This is a genomic window from Gemmatimonadaceae bacterium (assembly GCA_016720905.1).
GTDB lineage: Bacteria > Gemmatimonadota > Gemmatimonadetes > Gemmatimonadales > Gemmatimonadaceae > Gemmatimonas.
Map to the genome: position 1 here is coordinate 25,666 of JADKJT010000018.1, position 22,280 is coordinate 47,945.

Sequence of the window (22,280 nt, forward strand, 5' to 3'; positions counted from 1 at the left end):
ACGCGAAGAGGTGGACATGCTGCGCGATGAAGTGCAGCTGGCCACCACAGTGCTGCTGGCGTCGTACGAGCCGACGCCCACCCGTATTGCCACGCCCATCAGCTCGGCCTGCCGCGACTGCGAGTATCGCGTGCCGCCATCGGCGATGCCTGCGGGGCAGAAGAACGGATTCGCCGAATGCTGGGGCGCACAGGCCCAAGTCCAGCCGTCCATCCTTGAGCTGTACAAGGTCTCACTGATGCGAGACGCCAACGCGCTGATTGCCGGCGGCACGGTGGGTTTGCTCGATATTCCCGACGAGCGCGCTGGGCGCCGGCAGCGCCACGGCGGCGCGGCAATCTCTGCAAATCGTCCACACAAAATCTGGCCACCCGTATATCGGCCACGGACTCCGGCCGGCGATGGAGCGGGCCGAGTATCCGCTGTACTTTTTGGACTTCGAGGCGGCGCGCATTGCGGTGCCGTTTCATACGGGCATGCGTCCCTACGGACTGCTCGCGTTTCAGTGGAGCTGTCACGTGCTGGATGCACCGGGTGCACCGCTGCGTCACCTGGAGTGGATCAACACCAACCGCTCGTGGCCCAATGAAGCCTTCGCGCGCTCACTGGCTCAGGCTATCGGGCGGGCAGGCACGGTGCTCACGTGGTCGCCGTTTGAAGTCAGCATACTGCGCACCGTTCGCGACGAGCTGGCAGAGCGCGGGCTGCTGGACGCTGAGCTTTCGCAGCTGTTTGCCATGGTCGACAAAGAGTCACCGGCGGCGTCGCGGGTGCTGGACATGCATAAGCTGGCCGCCACGGAGTATTTCCATCCTGGCATGGGCGGTCGCACCAGCATCAAGGTGGTGCTGGACGCGCTGTGGCGTTCGGACGCCGTCATGCGCGATCAGTTCTTCGCGCTTACGGGCACGCGCGGTGATGCGGCAACAGGGCCCTATGCCGCGCTGGCGCCGTTGCTGATTGCCGGGGTGGAACAGGAGGTGGCTGAAGGCACCGGAGCGATTCGCGCGTATGAGGCGCTGATGTTTGGCGCGGAGCGGAACGATGCGGCGGTGCAGGGGGCGTGGCGGCAGTTGCTGCTGGAGTACTGCAAGCTGGATACGCTGGCGATGGTGTTGATTTGGGAGCACTGGGGGCGAGTGACTCGACGGCAATGATTCGATGATGGCGGCAGGTGCACGGGCTCATGATGTTGCAAGCTCGCCCCCTGTCTTCTTACCGCCCCTCTTTGTGACCCGTTTCACCAAACTGCTCGAACGCCTGATCAGTGGCGACGCCGATCGCGCGTACGCCTTCGACGATCTGTGCACCGTACTATTCAGGCTTGGCTTCAGCTGCCGGGTCCGCGGTAGCCACTACATCTTCACGCGGGGCGGAATTCGTGACATCTTGAACCTCCAATCCGGTCGCGGTGGGGAGGCGAAGCCGTATCAGGTGCGTCAGGTTCGCGACGTGATTGTCCGCTATGGGCTGGCAATCCAGCTGTCTCTCGACGAAGGTGCCGACAATGAAGCCTGAGTTGCGCTACGAGGTGGTCCTGTACTGGTCCGAGGCAGACGAGGCGTTTATCGCGGAAGTGCCGGAGCTGCCGGGATGCGCGGCCGACGGGGCGACCTACGCGGAGGCGTTAGCCGCCGCCGAAGTGGTAATTCGAGAGTGGATTGACACAGCCACTGCACTTGGACGGCCGATCCCGACTGCGAAGGATCGGTTGCGGCTCGCGTAGCACGGGATGGCCATCGAGCACGCGGCGTCCCGATGACACCCCATCAATAACCGCGCACCCCCATCATTCGCCGTGTCAGGAGGTGCTCACCGTCAGCGTGGTGATCGCCCGTACCGCGCACCCTTGGTACACCGCCGGCCAGTACACCCATTTCTGCAACGTCGCACGGAACTCGCGCATATACGACGCCTCGGCGTTGCCGGTCACGAACACACTGTCGCGCATCACCTGCCCGCGCTCGTCCACGCGCAGGCGTATGGTGAACTGCCGGTCGATCTCCCGTCCTTTGGCGAACGGAGGCACCGTGACGCTTCGTGCCGCCGCACGCTGCAACCCGTCGACATCCCACGTGGTCCAACTCGCCGAGCGAGTCACCAGTTCCGTACACTCGGCCGCACTGCGCGAGGCCGGCACGTAGCCGGGCGGCGGTTGGTCAGAAACGGTTCGCGGCGCGCTCCGCGGCGGCGACAGTGGTTGACAGGCCAGCGCGGTAGCGGCGAGCACCACCAGCGCCAGGCGAATAGTCGGAGGTGACATCGGGTGTACCCGGGCTTGAAGTGGGCGGTAGTGGTATTTCGCGGGTCCAACGCGTCGCCCGGCGCGGCCGTCCGCCCCTTTTCCCGTTCTCACGCGCGGCAACTGCTTTGGCCGCCGAACGCACCCGCCCGCCGGCCGCGCCGGCCGCCTGCATCAGCGCGCGCGTGCCAAGCGCCGCGCGAGCGAGTCCGCCAACAGTGAGATCGACGTTCAGCCGATCCCAATGCAAGCCGATACCGGCGGGCCCTACCTCAACTCGGCTCAACTCCACATCGGACACCTGCGCGAGCTCCGGTATGAGCGACACGGGAATTGAAAATGTCACGTCGTTCGTGAGGCGCACACGCAGCGTTCGCGTGGCGCGATCGTACCGCGCCGCCTTGGCGTACGGCTTGGTACGCCGAGCGCGTGCCGCTCGCGCGATTGCGCCCGGAATCTGCGCCAGAATTTCGGCGTCGGTGACGCGCGACTTAGTCATGAATTCTCTCCCAGGCCGCCCACAATTCCACCGATGGGTGCTCTCGTGGCGGCCCGTACACTTTGGTCGTGAATTCGCCGTCACGAACGATGGTCGGCATCGAATGGGTAATCCAAGCGTTGGGTTTATGCAATACCGGCACTCTCGAACCGAACAGCGCCAAGTCAGTCGTGCAGTGCGGCAGCGATGGTGAGCATTACCCGGGGCAGGGTCTCAACAAGAATTGCTGCAATGTGGTAACGTCAGCCACGGCACGTACCGGCGTGAATACCTATGCATTCGCGCTGACCGTCTCGATCTATGCGACGACATCCCCATCCCCATGACCTCACCTCGCCATCTTGTCACCGTCTGGAACCCGTCCTACGCCGCCGACGCGCTGGAGGCGCACCTGCGAGTGCTGCTGGACTGGGACGCGCGTGCCACCGCCGGCACCGGCGTCGGCGGCGATGACGACGTGTATGTGTGGTGGGGCAAGGTGCGCTCGGGCCAGCGGCAGCAAGCCATGCCGCATCTCGCCGACATCCTGGCCCTGGGACACGAAGCCGACGCTGACCCCAGCGAATCGCGCGAAACACATTTGTATCTCACCGACTATCGCTCGCTGTACGTGGCCGACATCACGCACATCACCACCACCGATCCGCGCGACCGCGACGCCGAGCATGTGCCCGGCTACTACGCGCGCAGCAATCTCAATTGCGACTGCTGGTTCATGCTGGGCGACATTCGCGCCCTGGTACGCGACGATCTGGAAGGCGTGGCCGCCGAACTCGCGCTGCTGCGCAACACGCGTTACCACGACCGACCGGTGTCCATGTACGGCGGCATGGTGGACCTGCCACTCTTGGTCTCGCGTCCCGACGGCCGCTGCTACTTTGACGAGCGCGAACGAGAGTTGCTGACTGACCGCGCGCTGTGGGCGCGATTCGATGCGGAGCAGGGCGGTGTGGGCGCGCTGGAAGCCACGTTGCGCGATGATCATCTCGGACCGCGCGTGTGGAACGCCCTCGATGCTTCGGCGCGGCGGTTTCTGACAATGGCCGAGCGGACCATGCGCGAGGATCGTCGCGACCCGGCGGCCGACTTGTCATCAGTGGTGGTGAGTTATGGCAAGGCCATCGAGGTGCAGGTGAACGAGGTATTGCGTCGCGCCATGGGCGGCGCACCCGAGGCCGCCCGTCGCGTGAAGATTGGCGACAGCACGCGACTACTGCCCGAGGCGCTGCCGCTGTCACTGGGCCAGTTGGCCTTCGTGCTCGGTGGCGAGCCGGCGCTGGGCGAACACTTGCGACGCGTGCTTGAGGAGGGCGCGTACTTCACCGGAGCGTTTGCTGCGGTGCTGGATGCATTTGCAGACGTGCGGAATTCGGCGGCGCACGGCGGCGTGATTGATCGCGCGGTGGTGGGGCACTGGCGCGATCGGATGCTGGGGGTGGGCATGGAGAGTGTGGTGACGCGGTTGGCGGCGGTGCGTGTGCGGCAGGCGTAGCGCAAACGTTTCAGGTAGGGCCCCTCCGCAGAATGAATGAGATCCAACGACGCTACGGCGGCAGTCGCCAGGCATTTGGGTCTCGCCGGTGATGCGCGCAGGCGAGGACAACGATCTCACCTGATGGCGTCAGATGGTAGACGAGGCTGTACGGAAACCGCTTGAGCAGCGCGCGTCGAACGCCATCGGCATTTTCAACCATCCGGAAGCTGGCCGGCTGCTCAATAACTCGAGCCAGCGTGGCATCAAGGTCGGCAAGGAAGCGGCTTCCCAATCCACCCACCTGTGCCTCGTACCAAAGCCTCGCCTCGCGAATCTCCACCCTGGCACCCGGTCGAAACATCAGGCGCCGGGACTGACTCATCCTCGAGGCTCCTGTAATTCGCTCCGCGCGCGATGGTCGGCATCCTGATCCGCCTCCAGTTCCGCCCTGATACGCTCCCACGGAATCGCGCTGTCAGGATCGTTTGAGTGCTCCGCTAGTCGCTCAACGAAGAGTGCCGTTTGCGCGGCAGTGAACGGGAGCGTCTCGGGGCGATGAGCGAGCGACGCCCACAGCTCTTCAATAAGCTCAAGCCGTTCGGATACGGTAAGCAAGGAGATATCCAGCGCCGGGCGGACCATGCTGACAATTTGTCGGCTCGGCTCGGAGCCGGCAAGCAGCGGATGTGATGCCATGGCTGAGAGTCTGGTGAATATGACTTCGCCGATCAAGCGATGCGTGAACGTGATACGGTGCGCAGTGCATTCCACGCGAGTGGCGGGAGCGTGTGACGCGGGTGCGCGAGATCGAGGTGATGGCCGAGCGGTTGGTGGAGGGCGTTTAGAAGGTTCGCGTTACGGTGCCTGTGACGCCATCTCCTGATACCGGCACAACCCGTTCGCCAACTGCATCTGCCGCGGCGTGTTGCAGTCGGGCTCGAACAACCGCCTGCTCGCCACCAGCACCGCGAGGCACTTGGCCCGCGACGTGGCCACGTTCAGTCGATTGAGACTGTACAGGAACTCCATGCCGCGTGGCGCGTCTTCGGGGCGCGATGTCGCCATGCTGTAAATCACCACCGGCGCTTCCTGCCCCTGGAACTTGTCTACGGTGCCCACGCGCCCGCCCGTTACGGCCAGGCGTTCGGTGAGCCGCGTGACCTGTGAGTTGTAAGGGGCCACCACCAGGATGTCTTCGCCGCGCATGTCGTGCACCGCGCCTTCGCGATCCGTCCATGTGGCGCCAGGCTGCGTGAGCTTGCTCACGAGATCCGCCACCACGTCCATCTCTTCGTTCGACCAGTTCTTGTTGCCGTCGTGCTCGACGGCAATCAGCGCAAGCCCGCTGGCGGGAAGCCCGGAAACGCCGCTGAGTTGCTGCAAAGCGAGCCCCGGCCGCGACGCGAGGCGTCCCTCGTAGAACAGCTCCGACGTGAATGCGGTGATGCTGGGCGCCAACCGCCACGTTTCAGGCAGAAAGATGCCGCGATCACTGGGAATTGTTTGATGACCCGCGAGCACGTGCTCCAGCGCAGAGATGCCGACACCGTCGGGGTGGGTGCCTTTGCGTGGTTGCTCCAGTTGCTGCGGATCGCCAAGCAATACGACGCTGTTGGCGGCCTGCGAAACGGCGATGACATTGGCCAGCGCCATCTGTCCGGCTTCGTCCACGAACAGCACGTCTACCGCGGCCGCCATGTCTTCGCGACTCCAGAACCAAGCCGTGCCGCCCAACACGTTGACCGTGCCATCGGCGAGAGCGTCGCGCGCGGCTTCGTTCGTTTCGAACGCTGCGATGTCTGTGGGCTTGCCTTCGGCGTCGGCGTCTTCGCCGCCCTTGTGCCCGAGTTTCACGGCGACGCCGCTTTCCTTGCCCTCCTTGGCAACGGCGTCCAGCAAGTTGCGGATGACCTTGTGACTGTTGGCGGTGACGCCAACCTTCCTGCCGAGTTTCAGGAGTTGGCAGATCATTTTCGATCCGCAGTAGGTTTTGCCCGATCCGGGCGGACCCTGGATGGGCAACACACTCTCGGCAATTGTCGCGCCGGCGCGAACGGCAAAGTCCAGCACGGCCTCGCCGTCGCGCGGCGCGAATGACTGACCGGACAGCACCGGTGGATGTGCCGCCAGCAGTGAACGCGCGGCGCCGTATGCCGTACCGCCATTGGCCACGCTCTCGCCAATGCGCAGGAGTGCGCCTTCCATCACATCGGGTTTCACCATTCGGAACTCGAACATCGCCGACGGATGGATGTTGGCGCGGGACGGTCCCTTCTTCACATCGATGGTGCCATGGACGCGATCGACCGCTTGCACTGTACCAAAGACCTTTTCGTCCTGCAGCCTCACTTCGTCGTCGGGTCCGATTTCCATCTCCTGCGTTGGGTACGAATATCGGTCGATGACGGACCGCGCCACCGTGCCGACTTGCCCGACAAGCGTGAGGCCTGCCACTGCTTCGCGTTCGTCCAGCAGATCTTCCTCGGGCAACTCACACAGTCGGAAGAACTCCCACCAGGTGGCTTTGTCCTCGCGACGGTGGTAGTCCAGCAGGTAAGCCAGTATCCACCGCCCCTGCGTTTCGGCGTCACGTTCGAGACGATCGGTCGGCACGCCATCCAGCAATCGCTCGCGCAGCGCCTCCACGCGCTGGGCTTTCTCGTCCACCTTGTCTGATGCCGCGCCGTCTTCCGGCGTCGGCCGAGGCACTTCGGTGCCCTGCGCCATTACCTGCGTTCGCACCGTCTCCAGCCAGTCACGCAGCCGCAGCGTGGACACGCAATCGTCCGTGTTGTACCCCTCCACCACATCGCGCACTTCCACGGGCACCTCGTGCGCCGACTGCGTCATCAGCCCCAGCTCCATCACACGCAGACTGCGATTCGCGTCGGCCAGTGCAACCTCGCGCGTGTAACCGTACAAGGGCTCGAGATTCTTGATGGAGTATCGTTCGATGCCGGCGCGCACGCCCTGACGAATCACGCCGTAGAGATCCACAAAACGACCCGAGCGCAGCATCGCGTCCAGCTCGCGCTCGCGCGTGGCATGACGCCCCATCAGGCGCTTGAACGCGGCCGGCTCGTACGGCGCGTAGTGATACACGTGCATGTCGGGGTGCCTTTGCAAGGCCGCGGCGATTTCGTCCATCACCCATTCGAACCCGATCTTCTCGTCGTGCTCCGTGAACGCCCATCGCGACTGGTAGCGGCCGTCGGCAGCCACTAATCCAAACAGGTATTCACGACCGCCTTCGGCGGCAAACGGGTCGCCCTCCAGGTCAAGAAACAGATCCCCCGGCGACTGCTCGGGCAGCCGGCACAGTCCTTCGCCGGGTACCACGGGCAGCGTCTCGTACAACGGCGTCGTGAGGTCGCGAGACTCCAGCTGCAATCGCGCCTGCTCACGCACCCGCACATACGATTCCTTCGATCCGCGTTGCGGCTTGAACTCGATGGGCAAGGGCATACGCGCCAGCGACGTCAGCGTACGAACGTCGCGCGATTCCAGTTCACGTCGCTGCACCCGCGCGATGCCGGCCACCAGCGACAGATGGTCGTCGGCGCGCCGCTTATCCTTGCAGGTGCTGTACCATTTGCACACGTCGCACTGATCCACCGGCTCGGGATAGTGCTGTGTGGCCACTGCGTCCCAATCCTGCGCCACGGTGTCCAGCAGTTGCGCCCGCACCAGCCGCACGTAGGCGGCGTAGTCGTTCACCCGATACGACTGCCGCGGCGCAACGGGATCGGGTGTTATCACATGAAACTGCTGGGGAACGGCGCCTTGCACGGTGGCCAGCATGTCGGAGTACAGCGCCAACTGCAGAATGGTGCCGGCGCGCGTCTCTCTCGACAGCTTGGTGTCTTCGACTTCGTAACTCCACTCGCCCAATCCACTCGCCGTCTCCATGCGCTGCAGGATGTCGGGATAGCCCATCCATTCTCCGTCGGCCAGCGCGCCTTGCACGATGACCTCTACGCCATCGCGCATCGCCTGCCGCGTGGCCTCGTGGCGTTCATTGAACGTGCCCGCACTGAGATCCACGATGCCACGGGCGCGCGCGCGGAGTGCTTCGACGTATCGTGCCTCGTGGGCCTTGCCGCGCTCAATCAGGGCATCGAGCAGCGGGTCGGGGGCCTCATGCAGTCGTTCCCGCGCCCCGGTGGCAACCGCCATGTCCAGTGCCGTGCGGTGAGCGCACCCCAGGAACGCCGCGAGATCGCTGGCAGACAGGGTGTACGAGCCATTGGTGTGGCGCATTGGTGATCAGGAGGTGGGGCGTGGCGCCGGGATATCGAACGGGAATTCGATGAAGAATGCACTACGGGTCTGACCGTGGTAACGACCGGTGGGCGTCAGACACGCGCATGGCGGTTGTCAGGTTTCCCCCGCTGGCCTCAAACGCCGAGTGCTGCGCATGCTTCGGTGCAGGAATCACGAATCATGAGTGCCTGACCATGTCTGTCACGTGGGTCCGTCTTCGGGCGCGGCAGTGGGCATTGCTGCCAGGCGCGCTGGTCGCGTTGGGCTGCGCCACCGACCCCGACGGGGTTGCCTCAGTGGCGGTGACGCCGTCGACTTTGAGTTTTGCCACTATTCACGCGCCCGCGGAAACGATCACGGTGACCGTGACGGGCACCAATGGCAGGATACGTACCGACATCCCTGTCACGTGGACGTTTTGGGAATCGTCCGGGGACCCGATTGCGACCAGCCGCGTGATCGTCATCCAGCGCGCTGCCAATAGCGCCAACCGCTGGACCGTCCGACCCTTCGGCGAGCCAGGCGTCTCGTTCTATTACGCGAACGCCGGCGGCCAACGCACGCCGCCCCTCAGCGCGGCGGTGTGGGCCGGCCCCCGGTAGCGCTGAAATTTGATCGTCAACCGCCGCCGACCGCACAGAGCGGAGTGCCGATCCCGTTCCTCATCTCGGTCCTGACGGTCGACGCCGATGGATTCCCCACCAGCAGCGAGGTCCCCGTAACCGTCACGATTGCCAGCGGCAACGGCACGTTGGCGGGCACCACCACCGTCAACACCAGAAGCGGTTCGGCGGGATTCAGCAACCTGATCATTCAGGGTTCGGGTGCGTTCACCCTGCGATTCTCCTCGCCCGGGCTCACCAGCGTGGACTCCAATCCGATCTCGGTCACCGGCTCGGCGATCTCAGCGATTCGGTGACGAACGCGACACTGTTAAACTGAACGGAGCCCGTCGTCGCACCTCCTCAGGCCTGACCGTTCATCGAGTCGCCCATGATCCTCCCCCTCCTCGCCTCGCTGTTGCTGGTGCAGACCACCGATACCGTCCGCATTTCGTACCCGGACGCGATGGAGCTGGCCCGGCAGTCGAACCCGCGATTCGTGCGCCAGCAGTTGCAGGCGAAGAACGCGGAGCTGTGGATGGCATCGGCGCGCGCCGCCCGCTATCTGCCCACGGTCAACGTGGACGTCACCACCCCGGAGTACGTCTCGGCGCTGACTCGCGTGACGACCACCGAGGGCGAAGTGTACGTGCCCACAAAGCGTCGCACACTGCAGTCGGGGCTCTCGGTGACGCAACCGCTGCCCACCGGCGGCGTGCTTCGGGTGACGGGGAGCGTGGCGTCGCTGAGTCAGCCGCTGCTGCTGGACCAGCGGTATACCGGCCGCACGTTTCTCGGCTTCCGCCTCGATCAGACGCTGTTTGGCGTCAACTACAGCATTCGCAATTACCGCCTGTCGCGCGAATCGTACGCGCGGTCGCAAGCCGAGTTTGCCGATCAGGAACGCAACCTGCAGCGCAACGTGCTGGGCGCGTATTTCGGGCTGGTGGCCTCGCGCAAGCAGGTGCAGATCGACAGTGTGCTGTTCGTGCGCGACTCGCTGCGCGTGGCGGGGATGTTCACTGGCGCCGCCGGCACCGACATCAGCGAGGTGGACTCGCTCAAGTTTGAGTTGGAAGTCTCTCGCTCGGCTTTCAATCGCACGCGTTCGCAACAGGCGCTGCTGCGCGCGCAGGCCAGTCTGAACGAGGTGCTGGGCTATCCGGCCACCACCGTCGTCATGCCCGATTCCACACTCTCGGTGGAGCGACAGTCGATTGATGTGGAGCGGGGGGTGTCGGCAGCCATTGATAATCGATGGGACTATGTGCTGGCCGTGATGGGCGTGGAGAACCGGAAGATGGGGTTGCGCGACGCGCATCGCACGTCGCCGGTGACGGTATCGGTGAACAGCACCATCGGTTTTGACGGATCGGCACGCTCAAACGCCGCGACGGCCTCATTGCGCGATGCGCTTGAAGGGCAGAATCGCTCGCAGAATATCGTGCTGGGCGTGTCCATTCCGGTATTCGATCGGTTCGAGGAACGCAATGCGGTGGGCCGAGCGCAGAACGATCTGCGGGTGGCAGAATCGAACCTGGCCGAGCAGCGCCGTCAGTTGGAGAACGAGGTGCGGCTGGCCGCGCAGCGCGTGGCGAATGCGTCACTGCAACTGGACTTGGCTGAAAAGCAGTCGCGGATCACGCGGCGCACGCTGGAGATTCAGAGCTCGCGCTTCGCGCGGGGAGAGATTACCTCTGTGGAACTGCTGATTGACCAGGCCAACCAGCGGCAGGCGGAGATTGGCCTGCTGCAGGCGCAGGTGGAGCTGCTGACAGCGAACGAGGAGTGGCGGAGAGCGATAGGCGTGGGGAGAAACTAGGAACCAAGTACGTGGTACTAAGTACTAAGTACTGAGTACTAAGTACTGAGTTCTCACAATGAGTTCTTGTTCCGGAGCCGTATTGGCATCACGAGAGATCCTCGCCCCGCACACTGTGGAGGCCGCTGCGTCTGTATCGCTCATTGGCTGGCGAAGGCCAGCGGTGGTGCTTGGCGCGCTGGTGATTGTCACGTGGGTGGTGCTGCCGCGCCTGTTCAAGGTCAACCCGGTCGCACCGCTGCGATCCCTTCAATGGACGTGGGTGCTGGTGGCGGTCATGGCTCAGGTCGGCATGCAGTGGGGACGGGGCCTGCTGGTGCGCGGTATCACTTCCGGACCCTCGGCGCTTCTGGGCCACGTGCGCGCCACCATGGTTGTGCTTGGTGCGTCCAGTGTCGGGCTGTTGGGCGGTGGCTTCCCTGGGTATGCGGCGGCGTTGTATCGCTGGAGTCGTTCCAACGGCGTGCCGGTTGCCGCGGCGGCAATGGCCGGGTGGGTTCCCTCGTTGCTGTTCAGCGCGGCGGTGTCCATGATCGCCGTGGTCAGTGGTGCAATGGTGCTGACGACTGGTCTTCTCAGTTCGCGCGAGGAAGCGGGGATCGCGTTGGGGCTGCTGCTGGTGGTGGCTCCGTTGGCAACCGTGGGTTGGGTGGTACGCGACCGGGCGCGCGCCGAACGGTGGCTCACCGCTGGCGCACGCCGGTGGGCCGGACTGCGACGTCGCGCGTTCGACGACGAGGCGTCCCGCCTGCTGTCCACTCGCATCGAGTCGGCCTGGCTGGCGATGCAGCAGCGCGGCTGGTGGTCATTGGTGTTTGCCGCCCTCTTCAGCGCTTGCTGTGACGCGTTGTCGGTGTGGGCGCTGCTGGCCGCGGCCGGTCAGCACCTGTCGTTCGTGGCCACCTGTGCAGCGTGGGGTATTCCGCACCTGCTGGGCAACGCCAGCATGCTGCCCGGCGGCGCCGGCGTGGTGGAACTCACCATGACGCCGCTGTTGACGCGACTAGGCGTGAGCGCGGCCCCCGCGCTGGCGGTGGTGCTGGGCTATCGCGCCCTTTCCTTCTGGGTCCCCATGCTGGCGGGACTGCCAGTCATCCTTTGGTTCGAGCGTAAAAAATGATGCGCATTGCACTGGTCTCCGAGTACTACTATCCGCACTTCGGCGGCGTGTGCGAGCACGTTCACTTCCTGGCGCGCGAGCTGCGCACTCGCGGGCACGAGGTTGACATTGTCACCTCGCGCATTGGTAACGCCCCTGACGAACCGGGTGTCATCAAGCTGGGCCGCAGCGTTCCCCTGTACATCAACGGTTCGCAGGCACGCGTCACGCTGGGTGTTGGACGGGCGACGTTGCGAAAACTGTTTCGTGAACGCGAGTACGACCTGATTCACGTGCATACGCCACTCACGCCGGCGTTGCCGATGTTTTCGGTGGAGGCGGCCGAAGTACCGGTGGTGGGCACCTTTCACACCAACTTCGACCGATCGCTGCTGTATTCAGTGTTTCACCGTCGCATGAGTCGCGTTGCGAAACGACTCGATGCCGCGATTGCCGTGTCTCCCACGGCGGCAGCGGCAATCAACCGGTACTTCCCACTCGATTGCCGTATCGTGCCAAACGGTGTCGACCTGGCCAGTTTCCATCCGGGCGTTGCGGCGCCGGCCTCGATGCGTGACGTCAATCCGTACATCCTGTTCCTGGGTCGCCTCGATCCGCGCAACGGTCTGGCCGAACTCATTCGCGCGTTCACCATAGTGAGCGAGCAGGTGCCCGACGCGCGGCTCATTGTCGTGGGCGATGGTCCGCTGCGGGCGCACTATCAGCGCGCCGCCGAGGGCAATCCGGCTATCCGGTTCGAGGGCGCCGTGAAGGATGCGCGTCCGGCGTTCTACGCCAACGCCACCATTTACGCCTGTCCCACCACCAAGGCGTCGTTCGGCATCACGCTGCTGGAGGCGATGGCGTGTGGGGCGCCCATTGTCTGCTCCGACATTCCCGGTTTTGGCGACGTCGTGCGTGACGGCCGTGACTGCCTGATGGTGCGGGCCAGCGATGCGCACTCGCTGGCCAACGGGCTGCTGCGTCTGCTGCGGGACAGTGCGTTGCGTCTGCGGCTGGCCGAGTCGGGGTTGGCGGGCGTGCAACGGTACGACTGGCCGCGGGTGACCGATGCCATTGTCGCGATTTACGAGGAGTTGCTGGGCGGCGTTGCGGCAGAGCCGCTGGTGGCGGTGCCGTGAGCGCGTTGGCCATGAGCGGCGCGGCGCTGGCTATGGTGGGAGCGCTGGCGCATGGCACATGGTATCGCAACAGCCCGGTATTCGGTCGTGTCATCTCCCGCGTGCCAGGTGACGGTCTCCGCGTGGCCCTCACGTTCGATGACGGGCCCAACCCCGAGGCGACGCCGCGCATTCTCGACGCGCTGGCGTCGCTGCAAGTGCAGGCGACGTTCTTCCTGCTGGGCAAGCACGTGGATCGCTGGCCCGATATCGCCGCCCGCGTGGCGGCAGAGGGGCATACCGTTGGCAATCACGGGTGGCATCACCGCAAGTTGCATGTGCGTTCGCCGTCGTATGTGCGCGACGACATCACGCGTGGCGCCGCATCGATTGAGCAGGCCACGGGTGTCACGCCGCACCTGTTCCGCGCCCCGCACGGCTTTCGCAATCCGTGGGTGTCGCCCATTGCGCGCGCCTTGGGTGAACAGGTGGTGGGGTGGTCGCTGGGGGTGTGGGATTCCGCGTGTCCCGGCGTGGACGTAATCGTGCAGCGTACGCTGAACGGCGTGCGACCAGGCAGCATTGTGCTGCTGCACGATGGCGACGGCTATGATGCAACGGGCGATCGGTTGCAGACAGCGGCCGCCGTCACGCCGATCGTGCAAAGACTGCGCGAGCGGGGATATGGGGAATACTCAGTACTAAGTACCTAGTACCTAGTACCTAGTACCTGGTACTGAGTACTTGGTACTTGGTACTTGGTACTGAGTTACCTCCCCATCCATCGGTCTTCGAGCACCTGCGCCGGCTTCACGTAGTCCTTGCCGCCGACGCTGAGTTTCACGATGTAGCTGCCGGGTGCGGCGCTTGCGCCACCGCCGCCGCGACCACCGCCGGCACTGCCCGAGCAGCTGGTGTCGGGTGCGGGCGTGGGGGGCTGTGGTGGTGTCGGAGTCGCTGGCGGCGCGGGATTCGCACCAGCGGTGGGCGGGGCACCGGCAGCGGCGCCTGCACCGCGACCGCCGCCGCCACCCGGCGCACCACCGCGTCCGCCGCCGGGAGCTGCGGCGGTCAACATGGGCGTCACCAGTGACCACTGGATGCGATTGATCCCCGCGATGGCTTTCACGGTGGTCTCGCACACGGTGCGACCGGTTGCATCGGCGATGGAGATCTTGGCCTCGCCCGCGTTCTTCAGGTGGAACTGGATGGCGGTGCCGCGCGCCGGGTTCTCGCCCTCAAACTGTTTCTCGCCGCCGGTGTAAATGTCCGCGCGCACGTCCGTCGCGTATGCCACGGCAGCACGCACGTCGAACAAGGTGGCGTCCGCGGCGGCAACGGCGGGCGTGAACTGCTGCAGGGGGGTGATGTCGTCGGCAATCCAGATGCTCCGACCATGCGACGCGACGATGAGGTCGCCATCGCGCGGATGCACCAGGATGTCATCAGTGCGCACGGTGGGGTATCCGGTCATGAACGGTTCCCACTTGCTGCCGCCGTTCAGCGACAGGAACAGTCCGAACTCGGTGCCGGCGTACAGCAGCTGCGGGTTCTTCGGATCTTCGCGAATGACCTGCACGTTGCCGCTGGCCGGCAGCGATGTGCTCACGCTCGACCAGGTCTTGCCGTAGTCCCGCGTGACAAACACATACGGTTTGAGATCGTCGCTGCGATGTCCGTCCACCGCCACATACGCGGTGGCAGCATCAAAGTGCGACGCGTCGATGCGCGAAATCCAGTAGGGATTGTCGCCACTCAGCGCACCACTTGGCAGCCCGGTGATGTTCTTGCCCACCTCGGTGAACGTGACGCCGTTGTCCCGGCTCACTTGCACGTTGCCGTCGTCGGTGCCGGCCCACACCACTCCGGCCAATGCCGGTGACTCGCTCACGCTGATGATGGTGCTGTAGTTGGTCATGCCGTCGTTCTTGCCCATTTGCAGCGTGGTGCCGGCCGCACCCATCACGGTGATCTTGCACCGGTCGACTTGCTTGGTGAGATCGGCGCTGGCCACCCACATGTCACCCTGATCACTGCTCCGGAACAGACGATTGCCACCCAGCCAGATCACGTTGGGGCTGTGCGGTGACAATACAAACGGCGTGTTCCAGTTGAAGCGGTAGGTGTCACCCGGTTGCGCATTGATCACGTTGGCGGCGCCGCCGCCGCGTCCACCAAATCCACCGCCAGCGCCGGCCGCGCCGGCGGCACCGGTAGCGGGTGCGGCAATGATGCGCCCGTCAACGCACGACCCTGGCGCCGGCGCGGCCGCGACGTTCGCGCCGCCGCCACCGCGGCCAGCCGGTGGTGCGCTGGGTCGAATGCTTTTGCCGATACCGGTGCTCAAATCAGTGCGTTGCGTGTTGCCGTCCTGCGACTCGCTGAAAATCATCTGGCGATTGGTGGGATCGACGGCCGTCTGGAAACCGTCACCGCCGCCAATGCGGAACCAGTTGTGATCGCGAATGCCGTTGCGACTGCGCAGCGCGCTCGCGCCGCCCCAGCTGTCGTTGTCCTGCAGGCCGAAATACACGTTGTACGGACGGTGCATGTCGGCGCTCACCCAATAGGCGAGACCGGTGGCCATGGTGTGCACGTAGTCCCACGTGGCGCCCTGATCCCAGGTGATGGCAAAGCCGGCGTCTGCGCCGCGCAGAATGTGATCGCTGTTGGCGGGATCAATCCAGAACGCGTGCTGATCGACCATCTCGTTGCCGCTGCCCAGCCCCTCGTCGATGGGCGCAAACGTCTTGCCGCCATCCAGTGACTTGGCGGCGCGCACATTGGCCAGGTACACGGTTTTGTCGTTGGTGGGATCGACGCGAATGTTACTGAAATACATGGGACGGCCGTTGCAATTGCTCACCAGCGTCCACGTCTTGCCCTTGTTCTCGCTGCGATACAATCCCGGCCGATGACGGCTGAGTGGCGGCACCTTGCGCGTGGAGTCGGCGGGCGCCGGAGCGCCCGGCAATCCACCGCCAAACCCTTTGCTCTCGCTGCCATTACTGCACCAGTCGTATCCGCCACGCCCGCCACCGCCACCACCCGCGCCGCCCAGCACCACCGAGATGGAGTCGGCGCCGTCGTTTTCAATCTGCGCGTACACCACCTTGGGATTGGAGCGCGCGACATCCACCGCAATGCGCCCGTACGTGCCCGGCGGCAGCCCGCCGTCGGTGAGCTTGCTCCACGACTTGCCGCCGTTTTCGGTTTTCCAGAGTGCGCTACCGGGGCCGCCGCCATTGAAGCAGCATCCGGTGCGACGACGCTGATAGCTGGCCGCGTACATCACGCTGGAGTTGCCGGGGTCCATCACCAGGTCGGTGAAGCCCGTGTTCTCGTCGATGAACTTGATGTTGTTCCAGCTCTTGCCACCGTCGGTGGTTTTATAGATGCCGCGTTCGCGGTTGGGCCCGAACAGGTGTCCGGGTGACACGACATACACGGTGTTCGTGTTGCGCGGATCGATCACGATGCGCGCGATGGTCTGTGTTTCGCGCAGACCGATGTGCGTGAAGCTCTTGCCGCCATCGGTGGACTTGTACATCCCGTCACCGAACGTCGATGTCTGCCGGTTATTGGGTTCACCGGTGCCCACGTACACGACGTTCGGATTAGACTGGTCGACAGCAATGTCGCCGATACTGGCGCTGCTGTAACGCTCGAAGATGGGCGTGAAGCTGGTGCCCGCATTCGTGGACTTGAACACGCCGCCCGCGGCGTAGCCGATGAAGATGATGCGCGGGTCCTTTTCGTAGACCGCGATGTCATCCACGCGACCGCCCATGCTGGCCGGCCCGATTGAACGGAACCGGAACGGCGCGAGCACGGGATTCGTGCTGCGGTTCACGTCGGCAGTATCGCGCTTTCGGAAGTTGGACTGGGCGCCGACGGTGCCGAGTGGCGCCAGCAGGGTCAGCGCAGCGAGGGCGGAAAGGCGGGCAGGGAAGCGCACGAACGAGCTCCAATTGAGGGTGCCGGAATCTGTGGCCGAATGGTGCACGCGGCGAGGGGGGGGGATTGAGACGGGAGACGGGAGACGGAAGACGGGAGACGTCCAGCGAACCGGATGTCTCCCGTCTTCCTTCTCCCGTCTCCCGTCTTAAAACACCAATGTGGGCCCTATTTCATCCCCGCTTTCTGCAGCGCGCCCACCCCTCCCACAATCGGAATCGAGAAGCTCGACTTCGCCAGATCAATGGTCAGCTCCGCACCAGCCTTCGGCCACAGCGTGAATTCGCGATCGCTGGACATGATCATCACGGCCAACTGCTTGCCGGCAGGCACAAACTCGTCATCGGGTTCGAGATCAAACGTAAGATCGTAGAACTTGCCCGGCGACAGCGCCTTCCCGGACTTCTTGGAGGCGTACACACCGCCCTTCTTGAGCGACTTGGCGTTCTGGATGTCGGCCCATCCGTGCGTGATGCTGCCCACGTGACTTTGCGATCCGGCGCGCGCCGAATCGTACGGCAGCATCACCAACCACACACTCAGGTTGGCCGCCTTCACGCTGGAGGCCACACGCAGCGTGACGCGCGCGGTGCCGGAGATGTGCACGGTATCGGTGAGCACCGGTGTGGCGTACAGCAGTCGATTCGGTGACTGCGCCGCACTGGCCAACGCACTGCCGCTGAATGCCACATCGTCCACAAGCTTCTCGTTGCCGGTGCCACTGGAGGCGTACGACAGCGCGCCGATGCTCGATCCACCGGCCAATGGGCGAAGCGTCACCGGCACCGAACCCGGCACCGGGAACGAGGCGAATGGCGTGGGTGGTGTGCTCACTCGGCCGCGACCCGGTGCCGCGGCCACCGCGCCGGGTGCCTGGGCGCTGGCGTCCTGCACAATCCACGCGGAGGCATCGTTCTGCACGCCATTGTCCACGCCGTACAGATAGTGGCTGAACCACCGGTTGAGCATGTCTGCCGGCGGGTTGCCGCCATGGCCGCCCTGATGCAGGTAGATGGACACCGGCAGTCCGCGCGCCTTCATCTCGTTGTAGATGCGCACGCTGTGATCGGGCGTGACGTTGTAGTCGTTGAGTCCATGCGCCAGCAGCACGGCCGCCTTGATGTTCTTCACATGCGGCAACAGATCGCGCGACGCCCAGAAATCGTTGAAGTCGCCGGTGGCGCGATCCTGACCCTTTGGTCCCGCCATAATGCCGTCGCGCCAGATGGAGTCGCACTTCGCGCGCACGGTGGGCTCGCCGCTCACGATGAAGTCGTACAGCACGTCCACGTCTTCACCCAGATAACCACCGGGCGAGCGCACCAGGCCATTCGCGCGATAGTAGTGGTAGTACGAGGTGTTCGGCGACACCGGCACCACCACCTCAAGACCCTTCACGCCCGAGGTGGCTGCGGCCAATGGCAGCGTGCCCTCGTACGACGTGCCGATCATCCCGACTTTCCCGGTGGACCAGCTGGTCGCGCTCACTTCGTCGCCGCCCGTTGGCGTGGTATAACCCTTGGCGCTGCCGTTGAGCCAGTCGATGACAAACTTCATTGGCGCGCGTTCCGGGTAGTCACCAACGGTAGCGCAGCCCTGTGACAAGCCCGTACCCGTGGCCGACGAGTGTACCACGGCAAAACCGCGCGGCACCCACTCGTTTACCAGCGCGTTGGAAATGCGATGACGGTCGGGCTGATACTGTGGCGGAACCAACGGCCGTCGCTTGGGTGACGGTTCGCCCAGTTCCTGCTTCACATCCCAGTTGGAATCGTCGCGAGATGTGCCGGCGAAGTACGGGCTTGAGCCGTACAGGATGGACACCTTGAGACCGTCAGTGGCCGTCTGACCCGGACGCGTGACGTCCACGTGCACACGGTCCTTCTTGCCGTCGCGATCGGTGTCGAGGTCAGTCTCCACCCAGAGATCCTGACGAATCCACTTCGTGGTGTCCTGGAATGCCGGGACGACCTGCGCCATCCCGTTTGCGAAGACGGGTGCGGCGGGCATGCCAGAGGCGGGCGGCGCAGGTTGCGCCGACGCGAGTTGCGCCGAGGTGAGGTGCGCGGGAAGCAGAACGGCGAACGCTACGGCGAAACGGGAAGTGACAAGCACGATGGGGCTCCACAGAGAGTGTCCAGCAAATCTGGCGTCGTGAACTGAAAAAACGAACTGGTTGGGCCCGACGGCAACGACCTACCGAGCCGTCCCACCCTTGTTCACCTGCCCCAGCCCGTCCGTCATCCACTTGGGGGCCGGCTTGTCCATCAGGTAGTGATCGAAAAACTGCTTCATCCGAATGGTGAAGTACTTCTGATTATCCCGATTGGTGAGGTTGTGCGCTTCGCCGGGATACGACAACAGGATCACCTGCTTTCCGTTCTGTCGCGCCGCATTGAAGAACTGCAGCCCTTCCACATAGTCCACCGCGCCGTCTTCCATCCCCTGCAGGATCATCAGCGGCGTGTTGATCTTGCGCACATGAAAGATGGGCGACTGATCTTCGTACAAGTCGTGCGCGTTCCACGGCGTGACGTTGGCACCCATGCGCACCTGGCCCACCGTGGTGATGCCCTGCTGTACCGTGCCTGAGCTCTTGTACAACTCATCGTAAAAGCTGATGAGATTGGTCGGCGGCGCACCGGTGACGACCGCCGCAAACATGTTGGTCTGCGTGACGATATACGACGACTGATAGCCGCTCCAGCTGTGGCCGTGCAATCCGATGCGCTTGGGATCGGCGTATCCCAGCTCGATGACTTTCTTCACCGCACTCGTCATGCAATCCAGTGCGGACGAACCCGGTTTGCCGATTTCGTACACCATATCCGGCTGAAACACGAGATAGCCGTTGCTGGCGTACGTGGAGAGCTGCGGACTGTTGCTGTACCCCGGCGTGGAGAAATTGTTGTGCGTGTTGGACATGATCTCGTAGAACTCCACGAGCATCGGATACTTCTTGCCCGGCTGATAGTCGGGCGGCAGCATCAGCGTGCCCTGCAACTTCTTCCCCTTGGACGTGGTGTAGTCAATCAGCACCTTCTTGCTGGCCCAGGTGTATTCGGCCAGAATCGGATTCGCGTCGGTCACCTTGCGTGGCGATGCAAACGCCGTGGTGGACACCCAATAGTCCGGGAACTCGGCGAAGTCCTGTTGCGTGTACAGAATGCGATCCGCACTGTCGGCCTTCGTCACACCACCAATGTTCTTGTCCGCCCAGATGCTTGGCGTAGGTGCCTGTCCGGCCGTCACCTTCCAGTAGCCTGACTTCTTGGTGCGATCGCCGTAGGCCGAGAGCATCACCGGCTGGCTGAGATCGACGCCGTCGTCATCGGCGGTGCCGGCGCCACCGAAGCCACCCCCGCCCCCGCGACCGCCGCCGCCCGCCGGTGCATCAAGGCGCACGACACGGAACTGCACGGCCTGCGCGCGTCCAACACCCTGCGTGAGGTTCGTGGCCTTGCCACCATCCAGCGGCACCTGCCACACATCGAACTTGTCGTACAGCAACACCGACTTCCCGTCCTTCGACCACCCGCCCACGCCCCAGATAGGCTTCTCGTAGGCATGGTCGTCATCCTCATTCACATAACTCCTGCCGGGAATCGACGAGGCATCGAGCACCACCGAGTTGGCATTTTCCAGGTTGAACGCGCGCACCTGCTTGTCCTTGAGGTACAAAAACCAGCGCGAGTTGGGCGACGTGCCGTAGGTGCGTGACAGCCCCTTGTCGATGAGTGTACGGGCGCCGCTGGCGGCATCGACTTTGTACAGGTCGGCGCGACTGCCGCCCCAGGCCACCTCGCCGCGATAGGCGAAATCGTCACGACCCACGCCCACGCTGGAATTTGCCGCCATCGTCACCGTGCGCATGCTGTCGTTGCCCAGGCGCACGAACGCGCCGGTCTCCAGGAGATACACGGCGGGGATGGTGGCGCGACGCAGTTGCGTCAGCTGCACAATTTGCTGTGACTGCGGCATCGCGTCCTTCCAGTGCCAGACATCCACGTTGGCCTTGGTGGAATCCGCGGCGGGAATCTCGGGCTCCTGTTCCTTGATGCCCACGAACACGCGCGATCCATCCTTGCTGAAGCGCGGCGCGGTGTACTCGCTGAGTACCATGCCCTTCGGGAAGGACGTCGCCTTTGCGGGATCAAAGGCCAGTGCCTTCACATTGCCGGTGCCGAACCCGCTCCACGTGAGCAGCGCATTGCTCTTCTGCTTCATGTCCTTGACCTTGTCCCCGCGCAACACGGCGAGACGTCCGCCAGTGGTGCTCCAGGTGAGCTGATCGTAGTCGGCCGACAGGGCATCCAACTGCCGCGTGTCACCGGTTGCTGGATCCAGCAGATACACGCCGTTCCCAAGTCGCTCGGCGGCATCCACCGTGTACGCCAGCATCTTGCCGCTGTCGTCAAACTCAAACTGGTTGGCACTGCCGACCAGCCGATTGGTGCCGGTGGCGAGATCACGCACGATGAGATCGGCGCCGTTGTGTTTGGCGTCGGCCTGCGCCTTGTTGAGTCGCGTGGCCAGCCACTTGGAGTTCGCCGAGAATTTCCAGGAACTCGCGTTCGCGATGGACGTCTTTTCGCCGGTGGCGACGTTGAGCAACTCGAGATGCCCCGGGGTAACGGCCGCCGGCGTTGTCCCGCGACCCGCGGCAGGTGGTGCCCCACCGCCTCGACCACCACGCCCGGCCGTGCGATCGGGCGGATTCACGAAGTAGGTGATCCACCGTGAGTCATTGGAGAATTGCGGGGCGTTGCCACCACCACCGCCGCGTCCGCCTCCACCACCGGCGCGCCCCGCACCACCGCCGGCAGTTCCCAACGACATGGAATACACCTTGTCGCCATCCAGCGACTTCACATGCAGCGTGGGCTCACCGTCGTTGGGCGTGTAGGTGAACGTCGTCCACTTGCCGTCATTGGAGATGGACGCGGCATTGATGCGATTCCAGCGCCCGTAGTCTTCCAGATTCAGCACTTTGCGCGCCGTGCCGCCGGCGCCATTCGCAGACGGTGCGGCGGCGGCTTTGCCGGAACTCGGCTGTGCCGACAGACGTGAATGAGGCAGCAGGACGGCGACCGTGGCGACGAGGCCCGCGACGGCCCTCAGGAGCGGCACACGAATGGTGAACATGGGCGGTTCTCTGGAAGAGGAGGATTGAACACGGAAAATGTGGCATGCCGGGAGGC

18 protein-coding genes are annotated in these 22,280 nt (G+C 64.2%); 10 read left to right on the forward strand and 8 right to left on the reverse strand.

Features of this window, described 5'->3' with window-relative positions:
* Positions 1-458 precede the first annotated feature (458 nt).
* The 3 genes from IPP90_14680 (at position 459) to IPP90_14690 (ending at position 1,726) form a co-directional block, all read left to right on the forward strand.
* Entirely contained in the window at positions 459-1,157 is a 699-nt protein-coding gene (locus tag IPP90_14680) for a DUF2779 domain-containing protein (GenBank protein MBL0171934.1), read from the forward strand.
* A 73-nt stretch (positions 1,158-1,230) separates the two neighbouring features.
* The gene (locus tag IPP90_14685) at positions 1,231-1,518 is read left to right on the forward strand and encodes a type II toxin-antitoxin system HicA family toxin (GenBank protein ID MBL0171935.1); all 288 of its coding nucleotides are present in this window, start codon (positions 1,231-1,233) and stop codon (positions 1,516-1,518) included.
* Complete coding sequence (locus IPP90_14690) at positions 1,508-1,726, forward strand: type II toxin-antitoxin system HicB family antitoxin (protein MBL0171936.1); 219 nt, start codon at positions 1,508-1,510, stop codon at positions 1,724-1,726. The genes IPP90_14685 and IPP90_14690 overlap by 11 nt, the downstream gene beginning before the upstream one ends.
* 75 nt (positions 1,727-1,801) lie before the next feature.
* On the opposite strand, the gene IPP90_14695 is transcribed toward IPP90_14690, so the two are convergent.
* Both IPP90_14695 and IPP90_14700 read right to left on the reverse strand, forming a co-directional pair.
* Positions 1,802-2,263 carry a hypothetical protein gene (locus tag IPP90_14695; protein ID MBL0171937.1) on the reverse strand — a complete coding sequence of 154 codons (462 nt, stop codon included), beginning with the start codon at positions 2,261-2,263 and terminating at the stop codon, positions 1,802-1,804.
* Positions 2,160-2,741, reverse strand: coding sequence for a DUF2442 domain-containing protein (locus IPP90_14700; protein ID MBL0171938.1), 582 nt, complete (start codon positions 2,739-2,741; stop codon positions 2,160-2,162). Before IPP90_14700 ends, IPP90_14695 begins: the two co-directional genes overlap by 104 nt.
* Positions 2,742-3,063: 322 nt before the next feature.
* Between IPP90_14700 and IPP90_14705 the strand changes: the two genes are divergently transcribed.
* A complete protein-coding gene (locus tag IPP90_14705; protein MBL0171939.1) occupies positions 3,064-4,233 on the forward strand; it encodes a hypothetical protein in 1,170 nt (389 codons plus the stop codon).
* Between the two features lie 52 nt (positions 4,234-4,285).
* On the opposite strand, the gene IPP90_14710 is transcribed toward IPP90_14705, so the two are convergent.
* The 3 genes from IPP90_14710 to IPP90_14720 all read right to left on the reverse strand — a co-directional run bounded on the left by IPP90_14710 (position 4,286) and on the right by IPP90_14720 (position 8,475).
* Positions 4,286-4,597, reverse strand: coding sequence for a type II toxin-antitoxin system RelE/ParE family toxin (locus tag IPP90_14710; protein ID MBL0171940.1), 312 nt, complete (start codon positions 4,595-4,597; stop codon positions 4,286-4,288).
* Complete coding sequence (locus tag IPP90_14715) at positions 4,594-4,947, reverse strand: addiction module protein (GenBank protein ID MBL0171941.1); 354 nt, start codon at positions 4,945-4,947, stop codon at positions 4,594-4,596. Before IPP90_14715 ends, IPP90_14710 begins: the two co-directional genes overlap by 4 nt.
* 123 nt (positions 4,948-5,070) lie before the next feature.
* Complete coding sequence (locus tag IPP90_14720; GenBank protein MBL0171942.1) at positions 5,071-8,475, reverse strand: TM0106 family RecB-like putative nuclease; 3,405 nt, start codon at positions 8,473-8,475, stop codon at positions 5,071-5,073.
* Between the two features lie 197 nt (positions 8,476-8,672).
* Between IPP90_14720 and IPP90_14725 the strand changes: the two genes are divergently transcribed.
* The 6 genes from IPP90_14725 (at position 8,673) to IPP90_14750 (ending at position 13,835) form a co-directional block, all read left to right on the forward strand.
* A complete protein-coding gene (locus IPP90_14725) occupies positions 8,673-9,080 on the forward strand; it encodes a hypothetical protein (GenBank protein ID MBL0171943.1) in 408 nt (135 codons plus the stop codon).
* 44 nt (positions 9,081-9,124) lie between these two features.
* Positions 9,125-9,397: a hypothetical protein gene (locus IPP90_14730; GenBank protein MBL0171944.1), complete on the forward strand. Its 273-nt coding sequence runs from the start codon at positions 9,125-9,127 to the stop codon at positions 9,395-9,397.
* Between the two features lie 74 nt (positions 9,398-9,471).
* On the forward strand, positions 9,472-10,902 hold the full coding sequence (locus IPP90_14735; protein MBL0171945.1) for a TolC family protein: 1,431 nt from the start codon (positions 9,472-9,474) through the stop codon (positions 10,900-10,902).
* A gap of 115 nt (positions 10,903-11,017) precedes the next feature.
* The gene (locus tag IPP90_14740) at positions 11,018-12,022 is read left to right on the forward strand and encodes a flippase-like domain-containing protein (protein ID MBL0171946.1); all 1,005 of its coding nucleotides are present in this window, start codon (positions 11,018-11,020) and stop codon (positions 12,020-12,022) included.
* Positions 12,019-13,143, forward strand: coding sequence for a glycosyltransferase family 4 protein (locus IPP90_14745; protein MBL0171947.1), 1,125 nt, complete (start codon positions 12,019-12,021; stop codon positions 13,141-13,143). The genes IPP90_14740 and IPP90_14745 overlap by 4 nt, the downstream gene beginning before the upstream one ends.
* Positions 13,140-13,835: a polysaccharide deacetylase family protein gene (locus IPP90_14750; protein ID MBL0171948.1), complete on the forward strand. Its 696-nt coding sequence runs from the start codon at positions 13,140-13,142 to the stop codon at positions 13,833-13,835. The genes IPP90_14745 and IPP90_14750 overlap by 4 nt, the downstream gene beginning before the upstream one ends.
* 56 nt (positions 13,836-13,891) lie before the next feature.
* On the opposite strand, the gene IPP90_14755 is transcribed toward IPP90_14750, so the two are convergent.
* The 3 genes from IPP90_14755 to IPP90_14765 all read right to left on the reverse strand — a co-directional run bounded on the left by IPP90_14755 (position 13,892) and on the right by IPP90_14765 (position 22,224).
* A complete protein-coding gene (locus IPP90_14755; GenBank protein ID MBL0171949.1) occupies positions 13,892-17,080 on the reverse strand; it encodes a hypothetical protein in 3,189 nt (1,062 codons plus the stop codon).
* A 167-nt stretch (positions 17,081-17,247) separates the two neighbouring features.
* Positions 17,248-19,194 carry a Xaa-Pro dipeptidyl-peptidase gene (locus IPP90_14760; protein MBL0171950.1) on the reverse strand — a complete coding sequence of 649 codons (1,947 nt, stop codon included), beginning with the start codon at positions 19,192-19,194 and terminating at the stop codon, positions 17,248-17,250.
* A gap of 81 nt (positions 19,195-19,275) precedes the next feature.
* On the reverse strand, positions 19,276-22,224 hold the full coding sequence (locus IPP90_14765; GenBank protein ID MBL0171951.1) for a S9 family peptidase: 2,949 nt from the start codon (positions 22,222-22,224) through the stop codon (positions 19,276-19,278).
* Positions 22,225-22,280 lie beyond the last annotated feature (56 nt).